15 protein-coding genes are annotated in these 16,977 nt (G+C 59.5%); 11 read left to right on the forward strand and 4 right to left on the reverse strand.

What is annotated here, in order from left to right; all coding sequences use genetic code 11:
• Positions 1 to 15: 15 nt before the first annotated feature.
• Positions 16 to 744: an alanyl-tRNA editing protein gene (locus tag ACVHNU_RS05735; RefSeq protein WP_003223279.1), complete on the reverse strand. Its 729-nt coding sequence runs from the start codon at positions 742 to 744 to the stop codon at positions 16 to 18.
• A gap of 66 nt (positions 745 to 810) precedes the next feature.
• Positions 811 to 1,731, reverse strand: coding sequence for a DMT family transporter (locus ACVHNU_RS05740; protein ID WP_473019185.1), 921 nt, complete (start codon positions 1,729 to 1,731; stop codon positions 811 to 813).
• A 91-nt stretch (positions 1,732 to 1,822) separates the two neighbouring features.
• Here ACVHNU_RS05740 and ACVHNU_RS05745 point away from each other — a divergent pair, with 91 nt between their 5' ends.
• The gene (locus ACVHNU_RS05745) at positions 1,823 to 3,235 is read left to right on the forward strand and encodes an aminotransferase-like domain-containing protein (RefSeq protein WP_473019186.1); all 1,413 of its coding nucleotides are present in this window, start codon (positions 1,823 to 1,825) and stop codon (positions 3,233 to 3,235) included.
• 94 nt (positions 3,236 to 3,329) lie between these two features.
• On the opposite strand, the gene ppsR is transcribed toward ACVHNU_RS05745, so the two are convergent.
• On the reverse strand, positions 3,330 to 4,148 hold the full coding sequence (ppsR, locus tag ACVHNU_RS05750; RefSeq protein WP_003223283.1) for a posphoenolpyruvate synthetase regulatory kinase/phosphorylase PpsR: 819 nt from the start codon (positions 4,146 to 4,148) through the stop codon (positions 3,330 to 3,332).
• Between the two features lie 173 nt (positions 4,149 to 4,321).
• On the opposite strand from ppsR, the gene ppsA reads away from it, so the two are divergent.
• The 9 genes from ppsA to ACVHNU_RS05795 all read left to right on the forward strand — a co-directional run bounded on the left by ppsA (position 4,322) and on the right by ACVHNU_RS05795 (position 13,658).
• Positions 4,322 to 6,697, forward strand: a complete 2,376-nt coding sequence (gene ppsA / locus ACVHNU_RS05755; RefSeq protein WP_003223284.1) for a phosphoenolpyruvate synthase — start codon at positions 4,322 to 4,324, stop codon at positions 6,695 to 6,697.
• A 187-nt stretch (positions 6,698 to 6,884) separates the two neighbouring features.
• A complete protein-coding gene (locus ACVHNU_RS05760) occupies positions 6,885 to 7,874 on the forward strand; it encodes an alpha/beta fold hydrolase (RefSeq protein ID WP_003223286.1) in 990 nt (329 codons plus the stop codon).
• Positions 7,875 to 8,099: 225 nt separating this feature from the next.
• A complete protein-coding gene (rraA, locus tag ACVHNU_RS05765) occupies positions 8,100 to 8,591 on the forward strand; it encodes a ribonuclease E activity regulator RraA (protein ID WP_226500316.1) in 492 nt (163 codons plus the stop codon).
• Between the two features lie 25 nt (positions 8,592 to 8,616).
• Positions 8,617 to 9,612 carry a zinc transporter ZntB gene (locus tag ACVHNU_RS05770; protein WP_473019187.1) on the forward strand — a complete coding sequence of 332 codons (996 nt, stop codon included), beginning with the start codon at positions 8,617 to 8,619 and terminating at the stop codon, positions 9,610 to 9,612.
• A gap of 63 nt (positions 9,613 to 9,675) precedes the next feature.
• Positions 9,676 to 9,924 (forward strand): hypothetical protein, encoded by a 249-nt coding sequence (locus ACVHNU_RS05775; protein ID WP_003223293.1) that lies wholly within the window; start codon positions 9,676 to 9,678, stop codon positions 9,922 to 9,924.
• A 2-nt stretch (positions 9,925 to 9,926) separates the two neighbouring features.
• A complete protein-coding gene (locus ACVHNU_RS05780) occupies positions 9,927 to 10,751 on the forward strand; it encodes a mechanosensitive ion channel family protein (protein ID WP_003223294.1) in 825 nt (274 codons plus the stop codon).
• Positions 10,752 to 10,838: 87 nt separating this feature from the next.
• Positions 10,839 to 11,429 carry an RNA polymerase sigma factor SigX gene (sigX, locus tag ACVHNU_RS05785; RefSeq protein ID WP_011333251.1) on the forward strand — a complete coding sequence of 197 codons (591 nt, stop codon included), beginning with the start codon at positions 10,839 to 10,841 and terminating at the stop codon, positions 11,427 to 11,429.
• Positions 11,430 to 11,536: 107 nt separating this feature from the next.
• Positions 11,537 to 12,514: an OmpA family protein gene (locus ACVHNU_RS05790; protein WP_003223296.1), complete on the forward strand. Its 978-nt coding sequence runs from the start codon at positions 11,537 to 11,539 to the stop codon at positions 12,512 to 12,514.
• Positions 12,515 to 12,638: 124 nt separating this feature from the next.
• Complete coding sequence (locus ACVHNU_RS05795) at positions 12,639 to 13,658, forward strand: quinone-dependent dihydroorotate dehydrogenase (protein WP_003223297.1); 1,020 nt, start codon at positions 12,639 to 12,641, stop codon at positions 13,656 to 13,658.
• A gap of 264 nt (positions 13,659 to 13,922) precedes the next feature.
• On the opposite strand, the gene rmf is transcribed toward ACVHNU_RS05795, so the two are convergent.
• Positions 13,923 to 14,138: a ribosome modulation factor gene (gene rmf / locus ACVHNU_RS05800; RefSeq protein WP_003223300.1), complete on the reverse strand. Its 216-nt coding sequence runs from the start codon at positions 14,136 to 14,138 to the stop codon at positions 13,923 to 13,925.
• Between the two features lie 532 nt (positions 14,139 to 14,670).
• On the opposite strand from rmf, the gene rlmKL reads away from it, so the two are divergent.
• Positions 14,671 to 16,941: a bifunctional 23S rRNA (guanine(2069)-N(7))-methyltransferase RlmK/23S rRNA (guanine(2445)-N(2))-methyltransferase RlmL gene (gene rlmKL / locus ACVHNU_RS05805; RefSeq protein ID WP_003223303.1), complete on the forward strand. Its 2,271-nt coding sequence runs from the start codon at positions 14,671 to 14,673 to the stop codon at positions 16,939 to 16,941.
• The last annotated feature ends 36 nt before the right edge of the window (positions 16,942 to 16,977 follow it).

Raw genomic sequence — 16,977 nt, forward strand, 5'->3', positions numbered from 1 at the left:
TAAATGCCCGTCCGCCTAGGCGAAACGCAGGATTACCCGGCGATTGTTGCGGCTTTTCTTCTCGATTTTTTCGCAATACACCCGGCCGATTTCCCGGGTGTTGTGCACATGGGTGCCGCCACAGGGCTGGATGTCGACGCCGCTGACCTCGACCATGCGCAAGTCACCCTGAATGACGGGCGGCTTGACCGTCTTGCTGCCGGTCCTCTCCAGCAAGGCGGGGTACTCGGCGGCCGGCATCGACAGGGTATTGACCGTGCAGGCCTGTTCGATCAGCGCGTTGAGGTCGCGGGTGATGCTGTCCTTGTCGAGGGTCATTTCCGGCAGATCGAAATCCAGTCGGCCCTTGTCGGCGCTGATGCTGCACCCGGTGACTGGCGCATTGATCAGCGCACCGAGCAGATGCAGGCAGGTATGCATCTTCATGTGCTGATAGCGCCGCTCCCAGTCGAGACTGGCGTTGACCAATGCGCCGGTACACAGCTGCGGCGGGCACTCCTGCACCTGATGCCAGATGATCGACGGCAGCAGGGGATCGCGCACCGTTCCGGTGACTTCGATCCGCGTGCCATCCACCAGACTGAAATGCCCGGTGTCACCCGGTTGCCCGCCACCGGTTGGGTAGAAAAGGGTGTGTTCCAGCACGACGGCCTGATCGACCACTGCGATGACGCGGGCACCAAAGGCGCGCCGGTAGGGTTCGCTGTTAAACAGACTGAGGGTTTCCATGGTGTGTACCGACATTTGAACCTCCGATGTTCAAAGTTGAGTGATGTGTGAGCCCTTGTGCTCACGTCGGGTCGTGGGCTTTCAGCGTTTGAGCGGTAACTTGGTGATCGCGAAACCGGCGAGCAGGATTGCCGAATACAGCATCAGGTCCCGCGAGATCGGCGTGCCTTCGTACCAGGCGCCGATGAGCAGGGCGAATACCGGGAAGATGATGAACACGAACGACAGCAGCACCGGGCTCAGGCGTTTGAGCAGGATGAAATACACGATAAAGCCGCCCACTGACGCCACCAGTCCGAGGTACAGCAGAGCGCCCCATGAGCGCGCGGTCACGTCCTTGAATACCGGTGCTTCCACGTTCAAGCCGACAATAAATAACATCAGCCCGGCGATGCCGATCGGCAGGGTGTTGTAGGTGATCACGCTGATCGCGCTGCCGTGCTTTTTGGTCACCACGTAGCACAGCGCATGCAGGATCGCTGCGCACAGAATCGCCAGCACGCCGAGCCATTCCGCCTGATCCAGATGCAGGCCCTGGCTGCGAATGATCATGAACAGACTGGCGAAACCGATGGCGATACCGAGCATCTGTGTGGGGAGGATTTTCTCGCGCAGAAACAGCGCGGAAAAAATCAGGATAAACACCGGCATGCAACTGAACAGCAGTGCTGTCAGACCGGACGAAACGTGCATCTCGCCGTAGTTGAGCAGGTAGTACGGCAGGCTGAAATACGACAGCGTGACGAACACGAAAAACCAGCGGCTCTGTCGCGGGAACAACAGCGGCTCTTTGCGCAACACGGCGAAGCTCAGGAACAGCGGAAAGGCGATCAGAAAGCGCAGGCCCGCGGCGGTCAGTGGCGGCACGCTTTCCACGGCAATCTTGATCCCCAGCCACGTAGTGCCCCAGCTCAGGCAGACGATCAGAAACAACGTGCTGGTGAGCAGTCCGGCGAGCCAGGGTTTGCTGATGTTCAGCGGTGCGCTGATGGCAGTCGACATGCTTGGTGCTCCGCAGCAAAGGAATTGACCCGGTTGTTGAAAAGGGCTATCCCTGATTGAACCTGTTTTCAGCACGCTATTCGGGGCGACAATGACTGTCAAAGTAAGTATTGCCATGGTGTCAATCCTCCGCGACGGCCTCGCCAACGGGGTGGGGGTGAAGTACAAGCGCCTGGCGGATGCGGTGCAACAGGCCATCGCCGAAGGCGTGATTGCGGCGGGAGCGAAATTGCCGCCGCACCGGCTGTTGGCCGATAGCCTGGGCGTGACCATCGGCACCATCAGTCGCGCCTATGGCGAACTGGAGCGGGTCGGTCTGGTGGTGGCGCGGGTCGGCGATGGCACTTATGTGCGTGAGCGCGGGATGGAGCGGCCGCAGGACAAGGGCTTTCGCAATGTCAGCGATGAGCCGCGCGCCTGTTTCGACATGAGCCGCAATCAGCCGATCCCCGGGCAGGAAGCGGCATTCATGAGCCAGACCCTGCACAGCCTCGCCAGTGATCCACGAGGCTTGCAGCAGTTGACCGGTTACACCGTCGAAAGCGGGTTGCTCCGGCATCGGCAGGCGGGGGCGCGCTGGTTGAGTCATGGCGCGTTTCAGCCGCACGCCGATCAGGTGTTGTGCGTCAATGGCGGCCAGCATGGCTTGCTGTGCGCCTTGATGGGCCTGCTCAAGGCCGGCGACACGTTGGTTACCGAGCATCTGACTTACCCGGGGCTGATCAGCGTCGCACGCCAGTTGGGGATCAAACTCATCGGTGTCGCAATGGATGACGAAGGGCTGCTGCCGGCAGCGCTGGACGACGTCTGCCGGCAGCACCGTGTCTCGGCGCTGTACTGCACGCCGACGATTCAGAACCCGACGGCGGCAGTCATGTCGGTGCCACGGCGCGAGGCGATTGCCGACATCTGTCGCCAACACAATCTGCTGATTTTCGAAGACGACGCGCATGCGGTGCTGGCTCGCCAGCGACCGTTGCCGCTGAGCCATTTCGCCGCCGAGCGTGCGGTGTTGATCGGCAGTCTGAGCAAGGCCGTTTCAGCCGGTCTGCGGGTCGGTTATCTGCATGCACCGCAAGCGCTGATCGGGCGCCTGAGTGCGGCTATTCGCGGCACCTGCTGGATGGCCAATCCGCTGGCGATGGAGTTGGCGAGCCGCTGGATCGACAACGGCATGGCCGAGCGTTTGCTGGATGAGCAGATCAGCGAAATCGGCCGGCGCAAGGCGCTGGTCGCGCCGGTGTTGGCGGGGCTCAATTACAAGGCAGATGCGCATAGCCCGCACTTCTGGATCGAGGTGCCGGAGCTGTGGCGCGCCTCGCAGATTGCGGCGGAGCTGAAGGAAAACAACTACCTGGTGGCCACCGCCGAGGCCTTTGCGGTCGGGCATGCGGCGGTGCCGCAGTTCATTCGAGCGAGTGTGTGCAATGCGGTGGGGGATGACCGGTTGTTGCTGTCCGGGTTCGAGGCTCTGGCAAACGCCCTGATACAACATCCCCTGTAGGAGCTGCCGCAGGCTGCGATCTTTTGATTTTGATCGTTAACAGCAAGAGCAAAAGATCGCAGCCTGCGGCAGCTCCTACAGGAGGGGAGTGGTGTTATTTGAAACGCCGCTCCACGCCTTTCTCCACCAGAATCTTCGCCGAAATCTCTTCCACCGAAAAATGCGTGGAGTTGATGTGCGGGATGTTCTCGCGGCGGAACAGGTTTTCCACTTCACGCACTTCGAATTCGCACTGGGCGTAGCTCGAATAACGGCTGTTGGGCTTGCGCTCGTTGCGGATCGCGGTGAGGCGATCCGGGTCGATGGTCAGGCCGAACAGCTTGTGCTGATGGGCGCGCAGGGCGGTCGGCAGGGTCAGACGCTCCATGTCGTCTTCGGTCAGCGGGTAGTTGGCCGCGCGAATGCCGAATTGCATCGCCATGTACAGGCACGTCGGCGTCTTACCACAACGCGACACGCCCACTAGTATCAGATCGGCCTTGTCGTAATAGTGGGTGCGCGCGCCGTCGTCATTGTCGAGAGCGAAGTTCACCGCCTCGATCCGCTCCATGTAATTGGAGTTGTGCCCGATCGAATGCGACTTGCCGACGGTATAGGAAGAATGCTCGGTCAGTTCCTGCTCCAGAGGGGCGAGGAAGGTCGAGAAAATGTCGATCATGAAACCATTGGAGGTCGCGAGAATCTCACGGATGTCCTGATTGACGATGGTGTCGAAGATGATCGGGCGCATGCCGTCGGTTTCAGCGGCTTTGTTGATTTGTTGTACCATGGCCCGCGCTTTGTCCGCGTTGTCGATATACGGCCGCGTGACTTTGCTGAAGGTAATGTTTTCGAACTGCGCCAGAAGGCTTTGACCCAGGGTTTCGGCAGTGATGCCGGTGCCATCGGAGATAAAGAAAGCAGATCGTTTCATTTGCACCTTGGGCCTTAAGCTAGTCATCAATCTTGGATATGATAGGCGCGATTGCCGGCCGCCAATGGCCCGCATTCTCACTTATTTTCCAGGTCCAGGCCATACAGCCGGCCAACGCTCCCCCGAGCTGCCGGTTTCTGAGCTTTTCCAACACAGTTAGTGGAGAGATCACCTTGGTAGAGTACGTAGTTTCCCTCGATAAGCTCGGCAAACACGATGTTGAGCATGTGGGGGGCAAGAACGCATCCCTGGGCGAGATGATCAGCAACCTGGCGGGTGCCGGTGTGTCGGTCCCCGGCGGCTTTGCCACCACCGCGCAGGCCTATCGCGACTTTCTCGAACTGAGCGGCCTCAACGATCAGATCCACAAGGCTCTCGACGCCCTGGACGTCGATGACGTCAATGCACTGGCCAAGACCGGTGCGCAGATCCGTCAATGGATCATGGACGCCGAATTCCCTGAAAAACTCAATGCCGAGATCCGCACCGCGTTCGCCGCGTTGTCGGCTGGTAACCCTGATGTGGCCGTGGCCGTGCGTTCTTCCGCCACCGCCGAAGACTTGCCGGACGCCTCGTTCGCCGGTCAGCAGGAAACCTTCCTGAACATCCGTGGCGTGGAAAACGTTATCCGCGCCGCCAAAGAGGTGTTCGCTTCGCTGTTCAACGACCGGGCGATTTCCTACCGCGTGCACCAGGGCTTCGACCACAAACTGGTCGCCCTGTCGGCCGGCGTGCAGCGCATGGTGCGTTCGGAAACCGGTACTGCCGGCGTAATGTTCACCCTCGATACCGAATCCGGTTTCCGTGACGTGGTGTTCATCACCGGCGCCTACGGCCTGGGCGAAACCGTCGTCCAAGGCGCGGTCAACCCCGACGAATTCTATGTGCACAAGGGCACGCTGGAAGCCGGTCGTCCGGCGATCCTGCGTCGCAACCTCGGCAGCAAGGCGATCAAGATGATCTACGGCGACGAGGCCAAGGCCGGTCGTTCGGTGAAGACCGTCGATGTCGACAAGGCCGAGCGTGCGCGTTTCTGCCTGACCGACGCCGAAGTCAGCGAGCTGGCCAAGCAGGCGATGATCATCGAGAAGCACTACGGCTGCCCGATGGACATCGAGTGGGCCAAGGACGGTGACGACGGCAAGCTGTACATCGTGCAGGCCCGTCCGGAAACCGTGAAGAGCCGCACCCAGGCCAACGTCATGGAACGTTACCTGCTGAAAGAAACCGGCACCGTGCTGGTGGAAGGTCGTGCCATCGGCCAGCGCATCGGCGCCGGTAAGGTGCGGATCATCAAGGACGTCTCGGAAATGGACAAAGTCCAGGCCGGCGACGTGCTGGTCTCCGACATGACCGACCCGGACTGGGAACCGGTGATGAAGCGCGCCAGCGCCATCGTCACCAACCGTGGCGGGCGTACCTGTCACGCGGCGATCATCGCCCGTGAGCTGGGGATTCCGGCGGTTGTGGGTTGCGGCAACGCCACCCAACTGCTGAAGGATGGCCAGGGCGTGACCGTGTCCTGCGCTGAGGGTGACACCGGTTACATCTTCGAAGGCGAACTGGGCTTCGACGTCAAGAAGAACTCCGTGGACGCCATGCCGGAGCTGCCGTTCAAGATCATGATGAACGTCGGCAACCCGGACCGCGCCTTCGACTTCGCGCAGCTGCCGAACGCCGGTGTCGGCCTGGCCCGTCTGGAGTTCATCATCAACCGCATGATCGGCGTGCACCCGAAAGCACTGCTGAACTACGACGGCCTGCCGCAGGAAATCAAGGACAGCGTCGACAAGCGCATCGCCGGTTACGACGATCCGGTCGGCTTCTACGTCGAAAAACTGGTGGAAGGCATCAGCACCCTCGCTGCAGCGTTCTGGCCGAAGAAGGTCATCGTGCGTCTGTCGGACTTCAAGTCCAACGAATACGCCAACCTGATCGGCGGCAAGCTCTACGAGCCGGAAGAAGAAAACCCGATGCTGGGCTTCCGTGGCGCTTCGCGTTACATCAGCGAAGCGTTCCGCGATTGCTTCGAACTCGAGTGTCGCGCACTGAAACGCGTGCGCAACGAGATGGGCCTGACCAACGTCGAAATCATGGTGCCGTTCGTCCGTACCCTCGGCGAAGCCAGCCAGGTGGTCGATCTGCTTGCCGAAAACGGCCTGGCCCGTGGCGACAACGGCCTGCGCGTGATCATGATGTGCGAACTGCCATCCAACGCGATTCTCGCTGAAGAATTCCTCGAATTCTTCGACGGCTTCTCGATCGGTTCCAACGACCTGACTCAGCTGACCCTGGGCCTGGACCGTGACTCCGGGATCATCGCGCACCTGTTCGACGAGCGTAATCCGGCGGTCAAGAAGCTGTTGGCCAACGCGATTGCCGCGTGCAACAAGGCCGGCAAGTACATCGGCATCTGCGGCCAGGGCCCTTCGGACCACCCGGATCTGGCCAAATGGCTGATGGAGCAGGGCATCGAAAGCGTGTCGCTGAACCCGGATTCTGTACTGGAAACCTGGTTCTTCCTCGCTGAAGGTCAGGCGCAGGCTTGATCCATATGTGAACGGCCATCCTCCCCTGTGGGAGCGGGCTTGCTCGCGAAGACGGAATAAGATCCGCCACAAATGTTGGCTGATACACCGCTTTCGCGAGCAAGCCGGCTCCCACAAAGGTCGGGGGCTTTGAGATTTGAGTAGGGCGGGCTCCTGTAGATGCCGCCCTTTTTTGTGCAAGAGCATTATGCAAAGCAGCAGCAACCTGTTTCCTGTCGCCCTGATCAGCGCCGAACGTCGCGGTGATCTGAGCGAAGATGTGTATCGATTGAAACCCGGCAACAGTCCCGACTGGTCCGTGGAAATCGCCGTGACCCGCCTGGGCATGGCCGATGACACGACACCGCGCGGCGTGCCGGTGATTTTGCTGCACGGCAGTTTTTCCAATCGACGCTTCTGGTTTTCCCCCAAGGGCCTTGGGCTGGGCGCGTACCTGACGCGTCTGGGTTTTGATGTATGGATTCCGGAGATGCGCGGCCATGGCCTGTCGCAGCGCAACCAGGACTACCGCCGCAACCGCGTGGCTGACTACGCCCGGTACGATCTGCCGGCGATTGCCGCGTTCGTGCGCGAGCAGAGCGGGCAGGTGCCACACTGGATCGGCCATTCGCTGGGCGGCATTACCCTGGCGGCGGCGCTGGGTGGCGAATACCTCGGCGAGCCCGCCGTGGCGTCGGCGGCGTTTTTCGGCACGCAGGTCAGTCGCACGTACTGGCCGCTGAAGATTCCACCGGTGGAGTGGAGCGGGCGCTTCATTCTCAAGCGTTTCGCGCAATTGTCCGGCTCACGCCTCAAGCGCGGCCCGGAGGACGAGCCGATCGGCCTGGCGCTGGAAAGCATGCGCTGGTACGGCTTGTTTGGACGTTTTGGTGACAAGGACAAGGATTGGTGGGCCGGTCTGGCCGAGGTTCAGGTGCCGGTGCTGGCCGTGACGGCGGCGGGCGATCATCAGGATCCGGCGTGGGCCTGTCGCAAGCTGTTCGAGCAGATCGGTTCCGAACGCAAGCAATTCGTCAATCTGGGGCGTGAGCAGGGCTTCAGTGACAATTTCGGTCATGTCGAGATGCTGGTAAGCAAGGCTGCACAGGCCGAAGTCTGGCCGCTGGTGGCGCGCTGGCTGCAGGATCAACAGACGCCATTGCTCGGCGACAAGCCTGATCTGGCGGCCGCGGGTTGAGGCCAAGGCTCTGAAAAGGGCATTTCGCTCAGGTCGGCTTGCGGCTAAGATATGACGCATTGTGCGGTTCTGGTCATAAATGGTGGCTGTTTAGCTATTACGTTTCAGCGTATGTTCAGGTTCATTCAGCGAACATTGCATGAATCAGGGTAAACAGCGACTGCCGGAGCTCGTCTCAAAAGAATGCGGCATCCTAGATCGTCTTCCTTTAACAGGAGTTTCTCGATGAACCATTACCTCACGCCTGACCTGTGCGACGCCTATCCGGAGCTGGTGCAGGTGCTGGAACCGATGTTCAGCAATTTCGGCGGCCGTGATTCTTTCGGCGGCGAAATCGTGACCATCAAATGTTTCGAAGATAACTCGCTGGTCAAAGAGCAAGCCGAACTCAAGGGTGACGGCAAGGTGCTGGTGGTCGATGGTGGCGGTTCGCTGCGTCGCGCGCTGTTGGGCGACATGATCGCCGAGAAAGCCGCGAAAAACGGTTGGGAAGGGCTGGTGATCTACGGTTGCATTCGTGACGTCGACGTCATCGCCCAGACCGATCTCGGTGTCCAGGCCCTGGCCAGCCATCCGATGAAGACCGAAAAACGCGGTCTCGGCGACCTTAACGTACCGGTGACTTTCGCCGGCGTGACGTTCCACCCGGGCCAGTACATTTATGCGGACAACAACGGCGTGATCATCTCGCCGAGCCCGCTGAAGATGCCTGAATAAACAGCGGCAGAACAAAGGGATGCGGATGTTCGAGGAAGAAAACGCGCAGTGGGGGCTGGTGCATGCCCTGGTGCTGGACGGTAAGGGCGGTGCGCGTTCGATAGCCAGGACCGAGCTCGACGATCTGCAGCTACAGGCCCATGAGAGTCTGTGGCTGCATTGGGATCGCAGTCATCCGCAAACCCAGACCTGGCTGCGCAAATCCAGCGGCCTGAATGAATTCGCCTGCGACCTGCTGCTGGAAGAGAACACTCGGCCGCGCCTGTTGCCATTGCCCGATGCCGAACTGCTGCTGTTTCTGCGCGGGGTCAACCTGAATCCAGGTGCCGAGCCGGAAGACATGGTTTCGGTGCGGATTTTCGCCTCGGCGCAACGGATCATCTCCCTGCGTCTGCGCCCGCTGCGCGCCACCGATGAGTTGTTGGCGCTGTTGAGCGAGGGCAAAGGTCCGAAAACGTCCTCCGAACTGATCCTGTATCTGGCGCAATTCCTCACCCACAAGGTGCAGGATCTGGTCACGTGCCTGTCGGAACTGGTCGATGAAGAGGAAGAGCGGCTGGATGCCGACGAACGGTATACCCCCGAGCATGGCTCGATTTTGCACATCCGCCGCCGGGCTGCCGGACTGAAGCGTTTCCTCGCGCCGCAGCGGGATATTTTCGGACAGCTGACGCGGATAAAACTGCCGTGGTTTGTCGACGATGACGCCGACTACTGGAACGAATTGAACAACAGCCTGACCCGCTATCTCGAAGAGCTCGAATTGACTCGAGAGCGCATGGGGCTTGTGCTGGAGGCTGAAGACCGGCGTTTGAACGTGCGCATGAATCGCACGATGTATCGCTTCGGCATCATCACCTGCATTTTTTTGCCGATGAGTTTTCTCACCGGTCTGTTGGGCATAAACGTGGGCGGAATTCCGTTCTCGAGCAGCCCTTACGGCTTCCTGATCGCCTGTCTGACGGTGTTGGCGATGGCCTTTGGTCAATGGTGGTTATTCCGCCGTTTGCGCTGGGTATGAATATGCAATATGTGACCCGACCAAATTTGCCCGCGTCTTTCACAGACATCACGAGAGGTGCGTATGCACGATCCGTTTGAACAGTCTTTGCGCGACATGCTCAACGCCTCGCCGTCCAGCCGTGACGACGATGCATGCCTGGGTCGCGTGCTCAAAACCGCCAACCGCCAGGTTGGCGCCGGTGATCTGTTCAGCCTGCTGGGCCGCTGGCTGCCCGCGCTGATGATCGCCCTGAATAATGGATCGGCCCACGTTTCGCCGGTTTCCCGTCTTCGTAAAACTACCGCTCGCACTGCTGATAAGGCTGATTGAATATGGAACTTGATCTCTGGACTCAGAGCCTCGTCACTGCAATGACTGCGTTGTGGACCAAAGTCGCTAATTTCATTCCGAACCTGTTCGGCGCACTGGTGGTGCTGCTGTTGGGTTTCGTGGTGGCCAAGCTGCTCGATACCTTGCTCTCCAAATTGCTCGCCAAACTGGGCCTTGATCGCCTGATGGGCGGCACCGGACTGACCAAGTTGATGTCGCGCGCCGGGCTTCAGGTGCCGATCTCGACCTTGATCGGCAAGATCGTCTACTGGTTCGTTTTGCTGATTTTTCTGGTTTCCGCGGCAGAGTCCCTTGGACTTGAGCGAGTTTCAGCTACGCTGGACATGCTGGCGTTGTATTTGCCGAAAGTTTTCGGCGCCGCGCTGGTGTTGCTGGTGGGCGTATTGCTTGCGCAGCTGGCCAACGGGCTGGTGCGCGGCGCGGCAGAAGGCGTAGGGCTGGACTACGCTTCAGGTTTGGGCCGAATTGCCCAGGGGCTGGTGATCATCATCAGCATCTCGGTCGCGATCAGTCAGCTTGAAGTCAAGACCGACCTGCTTAACCATGTAATTGTCATTGTATTGATTACCGTTGGTCTGGCGGTTGCGCTGGCGATGGGATTGGGAAGCCGGGAAATTGCCGGTCAGATTCTTGCGGGAATCTATGTGCGTGAGTTGTATCAGGTTGGGCAACAAGTGCGTGTTGGCGAGGTCGAAGGCCAGATCGAAGAGATCGGCACGGTTAAAACCACATTGCTGACCGATGACGGTGAGCTAGTCTCACTCTCCAATCGGATCCTGCTGGAACAGCATGTGAGTAGCCGCTAACCCGGCAAACCCTGCTAATGTATGCCGCCGCAAAATGCCCTGAGAGGGTAGCGGCGGACATTGACCTGACTGTCGGCACGACTTGTTTTGAATAAAGCCCAAACGCTATCCACGCGCTATGACCCCCGTGAGCTCTCTGATGAGGAGTTGGTCGCGCGCTCGCATACCGAGCTGTTTCACGTAACGCGCGCCTATGAAGAGCTGATGCGGCGTTACCAGCGAACATTATTTAACGTTTGTGCGAGATATCTTGGGAACGATCGCGACGCAGACGATGTCTGTCAGGAAGTGATGCTGAAGGTGCTGTACGGCCTGAAGAATTTCGAGGGGAAATCGAAGTTCAAAACCTGGCTGTACAGCATCACTTACAACGAATGCATCACGCAGTATCGGAAAGAACGGCGAAAGCGTCGCTTGATGGACGCCTTGAGTCTGGACCCCCTGGAAGAAGCGTCGGAAGAAAAGGCGCCGAAACCCGAGGAGAAGGGCGGACTCGATCGCTGGCTGGTGTATGTGAACCCGATTGACCGTGAAATTCTGGTGCTGCGATTTGTCGCAGAGCTTGAATTTCAGGAAATCGCAGACATCATGCACATGGGTTTGAGTGCGACAAAAATGCGGTACAAACGTGCTCTAGACAAATTACGTGAGAAATTTGCAGGCATTGCTGAAACTTAGTTCAGCGCAAATATCTCTTACGTGTAGGCAAGTTCTGATAGACTTGCCGCCGAGTTGTCCCCCGGTTTGCGGGACTGCTTCACAATCACCAGATGGGGATTTAACGGATGAAACTGAAAAACACCTTGGGCTTGGCCATTGGTTCTCTTATTGCCGCTACTTCGTTCGGCGCATTGGCACAAGGCCAAGGCGCAGTTGAAGGCGAGATCAACTACAAGAAGCAGTACAACGACAGCGTTGACCATGTCGAAGACGGCTTCAACCCAGGCGCCAAAATCGGTTACTTCCTGACCGACGACGTCTCGATCAACTTCGGCTGGGATCGTAACAACCACACCCGTTCGAACGACGGTACCGGTAGCCAGAAACTGCGCGGCGACAACTTCGGTCTGACCGCTCAGTACCACTTCAACAACGCTGGCGACGCTCTGCGTCCATACGTTGAAGGTGGCGTTAAGCACGGCACCCTGACCAACGTTGCAGACGACGGTCACACTGGTCGTGACCAGTCGACTTTCCTGACTGCTGGCGCTGGCGTTAAGTACTACTTCGCTGAAAACTTCTTCGCCCGTGCTGGCGTAGAAGCTGACTACAAACTGGACAACGGCCGTTGGGACTACGCTCCATCGGTTGGCCTGGGTGTGAACTTCGGTGGTGGCGGCAAGCCAGCTCCGGCTCCAGTTCCAGCTCCAGAGCCAGTTGCAGAAGCTCCAGTTGAAGCTCCAGTTGCTGAAGTTGTTCGTGTTGAGCTGGACGTCAAGTTCGACTTCGACAAGTCGGTCGTCAAGCCTAACAGCTACGCTGACATCAAGAACCTGGCTGACTTCATGAAGCAGTACCCAGCGACTCACACCACTGTTGAAGGTCACACTGACTCCGTCGGTCCTGACGCTTACAACCAGAAACTGTCTCAGCGTCGTGCAGACGCTGTTAAGAAAGTTCTGACTCAGCAGTACGGTGTTGAATCGTCCCGCGTTCAGTCGGTTGGCTACGGCAAAACCCGCCCAGTTGCTGACAACAGCACTGAAGCTGGCCGCGCTGTAAACCGTCGCGTAGAAGCGCAGGTTGAAGCTCAAGCTAAGTAATTAGCTCGCCGCTTTGAGAAAAGCCCGGCCTAGGCCGGGCTTTTCTTTGTCTGCGATTTGGTGTTGAAGCCATAAGCCCGGCTATAATCGCCACCTCTTTTCGCCGCCCGAGTCATCGCCGCCCATGTACACCCTGGCCCGTCAGCTGTTGTTCAAACTTTCTCCGGAAACCTCCCACGATCTGTCGCTTGATCTGATCGGCGCGGGTGGGCGTTTGGGCCTCAACGGCTTGCTGTGCAAGAAGCCGGCGAATGTGCCGGTGACGGTCATGGGCCTGGACTTCCCGAACCCGGTGGGTCTGGCGGCCGGTCTGGACAAGAACGGTGCGGCCATCGATGGCTTCTCGCAGCTGGGTTTCGGTTTCGTCGAAATCGGCACCGTGACCCCGCGTCCGCAGCCGGGCAACCCGAAACCACGGATCTTCCGCCTGCCGGAAGCCGAGGCGATCATCAACCGCATGGGCTTCAACAACCTGGGTGTGGATAACCTGCTGGCGCGGGTCGCCGCGGCCAAATACACGGGCGTGCTGGGGATCAACATCGGCAAGAACTTCGACACCCCGGTCGAGCGTGCAGTGGATGACTACCTGATCTGCCTGGACAAGGTGTATGCCCACGCCAGCTATGTCACGGTCAACGTCAGCTCGCCGAACACCCCGGGCCTGCGCAGCCTGCAGTTCGGTGATTCGCTCAAGCAGTTGCTGGCGGATCTGGCCACGCGCCGCGCCGAACTGGCCCTGCGCCACGGCAAGCACGTACCGCTGGCGATCAAGATTGCCCCGGACATGACCGACGAAGAAACCGCGCAGGTTGCCCAGGCACTGATCGAAACCGGGATGGATGCGGTGATCGCCACCAACACCACCCTGAGCCGCGTTGGCGTCGAAGGCATGGAGCATGGTGACGAGGCGGGCGGTCTGTCCGGCGCTCCGGTGCGCGACAAGAGCACCCACACCGTTAAGGTACTGGCGGCTGAGCTGGGTGGTCGTTTGCCGATCATCGCGGCGGGCGGGATCACTGAAGGCAAGCATGCGGCGGAGAAGATCACCGCGGGTGCGAGTCTGGTGCAGATTTACTCGGGCTTCATCTATAAGGGCCCGGCGCTGATTCGCGAATCGGTCGACGCCATCGCCGCGCTGCGCTGAGGTTTTCTGAGGGCTCTGTGGTGAGGGAGCTTGCTCCCGCTGGGTTGCGAAGCAGCCCCAGGTTTTTCAGGTCGCGAGGATTCAGCATTTGCGACTGCTGCGCAGCCGAGCGGGAGCAAGCTCCCTCGCCACAGGGGATTGCATTTTCAGGCATAAAAAAGGGCTCCTCGAAGGAGCCCCTGGGCCGCAGCCCGCCGTCCGGGAAGGACGTGCATGGTAAGTCGCTATAAATTCAGATTGTCGTATTGCAATAAGTGCCCTGTGTTAGCCGACGGCGTGAAGTTCGTTGAGTCTGTGGATCCCCGCAGTGCCGGTCATACCGTCCCAGTTGTCGCCGCGTCCTTCTCGCCAGCCGTTGATCCAGGCTTGGCGTACCGACGGTAGAGTAAATGGGCAAAGCTCGCGGGATTTGCCACCAACGCCATATTGATATCCGCGCAAAAATGCTCTTTCCAACGGATCACGCTTAAGTCTTCTCATAGGGTGTTTCCCTCACTTGTTGACTGTTTTTGTCGCGTTGACCTCAACCGAGGTCTGGCAGAAAAAACTCTGCCGTTGGGCGGCTCGCTGCCGGCGTGGCGAGCCAAGGTGTTGACGCCGTTGCGACGTCAACCTGTGTCCAGTTCTAACCAATGAGTCACATTGAGGGAATGATCGTTTTGTCATAAGGACGTAACGAAAATAGTGCTACAGCCATAAGTAACGAGTGGTTTCATGAACGAATTTTCACCAAACCCCGGTATGATCGGCCCCGCGCTGGATGATGGGGTTAATCCTTTAGTGAGAATGACCCACGTTTACGCTCGGTTACTAAGCGACGAAGGGTCGCTTTAAGACTTTTTGTTTCATCAACTTTTTTATCTGTCCCGGCATCTAAGCTCTTTTAACCCGAGCAGCGGGGATGGAACGGCACACCTTCGTGCCACGCGGGCGCTCTTTTAGAAAAGCGCCTGATTGAAAACCGGATCGGCAATGCGTTGTCGATTCACTAGCCAAAGGCTCTGGAAATACCATGTCCGATCGTTTCGAACTCTTCCTCACTTGCCCCAAAGGCCTTGAAGGCCTGCTTATCGAGGAAGCCGTCGGGCTTGGCCTTGAAGAAGCTCGCGAGCACACCTCCGCCGTGCGTGGCGTGGCCACCATGGAAACCGCTTATCGCCTGTGCCTGTGGTCGCGTCTGGCCAACCGGGTGCTGCTGGTGCTCAAGCGCTTCCCGATGAAAGACGCTGAAGACCTGTACCACGGCGTGCTCGACGTCGAGTGGCAGGATCACATGCTCTCCGACGGCACCCTGGCCGTTGAATTCAGCGGCCACGGTTCGGGTATCGACAACACCCACTTCGGCGCACTGAAAGTCAAAGACGCCATCGTCGACAAACTGCGTACCCCGCAGGGCGACCGCCCAAGCATCGACAAGCTCAACCCGGATCTGCGCATTCACCTGCGCCTGGATCGCGGCGAAGCGATCCTGTCCCTCGACCTTTCCGGCCACAGCCTGCACCAGCGCGGTTACCGCCTGCAGCAGGGCGCGGCGCCGCTGAAGGAAAACCTCGCGGCAGCGATCCTGATCCGTTCCGGCTGGCCGCGCATTGCGGCCGAAGGTGGCGCGCTGGCTGACCCGATGTGCGGTGTCGGTACGTTCCTCGTCGAAGCCGGGATGATCGCCGCCGACATGGCGCCGAACCTGCGCCGTGAGCAGTGGGGCTTCACCGCATGGCTGGGCCACGTCCCGGCGCTGTGGAAAAAACTCCATGAAGAAGCGGTTGAGCGCGCCGCTGCCGGTCTGGCCAAGCCACCGCTGTGGATTCGTGGTTACGAAGCCGACCCGCGCCTGATTCAACCGGGCCGCAACAACGTCGAGCGCGCCGGTCTGAGCGAGTGGATCAAGATCTATCAGGGCGAAGTCGCGACCTTCGAGCCGCGTCCGGATCAGAACCAGAAAGGTCTGGTGATCTGCAACCCGCCGTACGGCGAGCGTCTGGGCGACGAAGCCAGTCTGCTTTACCTCTATCAGAACCTTGGCGAGCGTCTGCGTCAGGCCTGCCTGAACTGGGAAGCGGCGGTGTTCACTGGCGCGCCGGATCTGGGCAAGCGCATGGGCATTCGCAGCCACAAGCAGTATTCGTTCTGGAACGGCGCACTGCCGTGCAAGCTGCTGCTGATCAAAGTGCTGCCGGATCAGTTCGTCACGGGCGAGCGGCGTACCCCGGAACAGCGTCAGGCCGAGCGTGAGCAAGCGGCTTACGATCAGACCCCGAACGAGCCGCAAGAGCGCAAGTTCAACAAGAACGGCAACCCGATCAAACCGACGCCCGCCCCGGCGCCAGTGATCGAGCAGCCGCGCCTGAGCGAAGGCGGGCAGATGTTTGCCAACCGCCTGCAAAAGAACCTCAAGGCGCTGAGCAAGTGGGTCAAGCGCGAAGGCATCGACTGCTACCGCGTCTACGATGCCGACATGCCGGAATACGCCATGGCCATCGACCTGTATCACGACTGGGTGCACGTGCAGGAATACGCGGCGCCGAAGTCGATTGATCCGGAAAAAGCCTCGGCGCGCATGTTCGACGCGTTGGCGGCGATTCCGCAGGCGCTGAACGTCGACAAGAGCCGCGTGGTGGTCAAGCGCCGCGAGCGTCAGAGCGGTACCAAGCAGTACGAGCGTCAGGCGGCGCAGGGCAAGTTCAACGAGGTCAGCGAAGGCGGCGTCAAGCTGCTGGTGAACCTCACCGACTACCTCGACACCGGTCTGTTCCTCGACCACCGGCCGATGCGCATGCGCATTCAGAAAGAGGCTGCCGGCAAGCGCTTCCTCAATCTGTTCTGCTACACCGCGACCGCCAGTGTGCACGCGGCCAAGGGCGGTGCGCGCAGCACTACCAGCGTCGACCTGTCGAAGACTTATCTGGACTGGGCGCGCCGCAACCTGTCGCTGAACGGTTTCTCCGACAAGAACCGTCTGGAGCAGGGCGACGTGATGGCGTGGCTGGAAAGCTGCCGTGAAGAGTACGACCTGATCTTCATCGACCCGCCGACCTTCTCCAACTCCAAGCGCATGGAAGGCATCTTCGACGTGCAGCGTGATCAGGTGCAGTTGATCGATCTGGCCATGGCGCGCCTGGCCCCGGGTGGCGTGCTGTACTTCTCGAACAACTTCCGCAAGTTCCAGTTGGAGGAGAACCTGGCAGAGCGTTACGCGGTCGAGGAAATCAGCGCGCAGACCATCGATCCGGATTTTGCCCGCAACACCAAGATTCACCGCGCCTGGAAAATCACGGCTCGTTGACGCTTGACCTGGTTGGATCCACAGAGCCTTGATTTT

This window comes from Pseudomonas sp. Ors-4-3C (assembly GCF_055755035.1).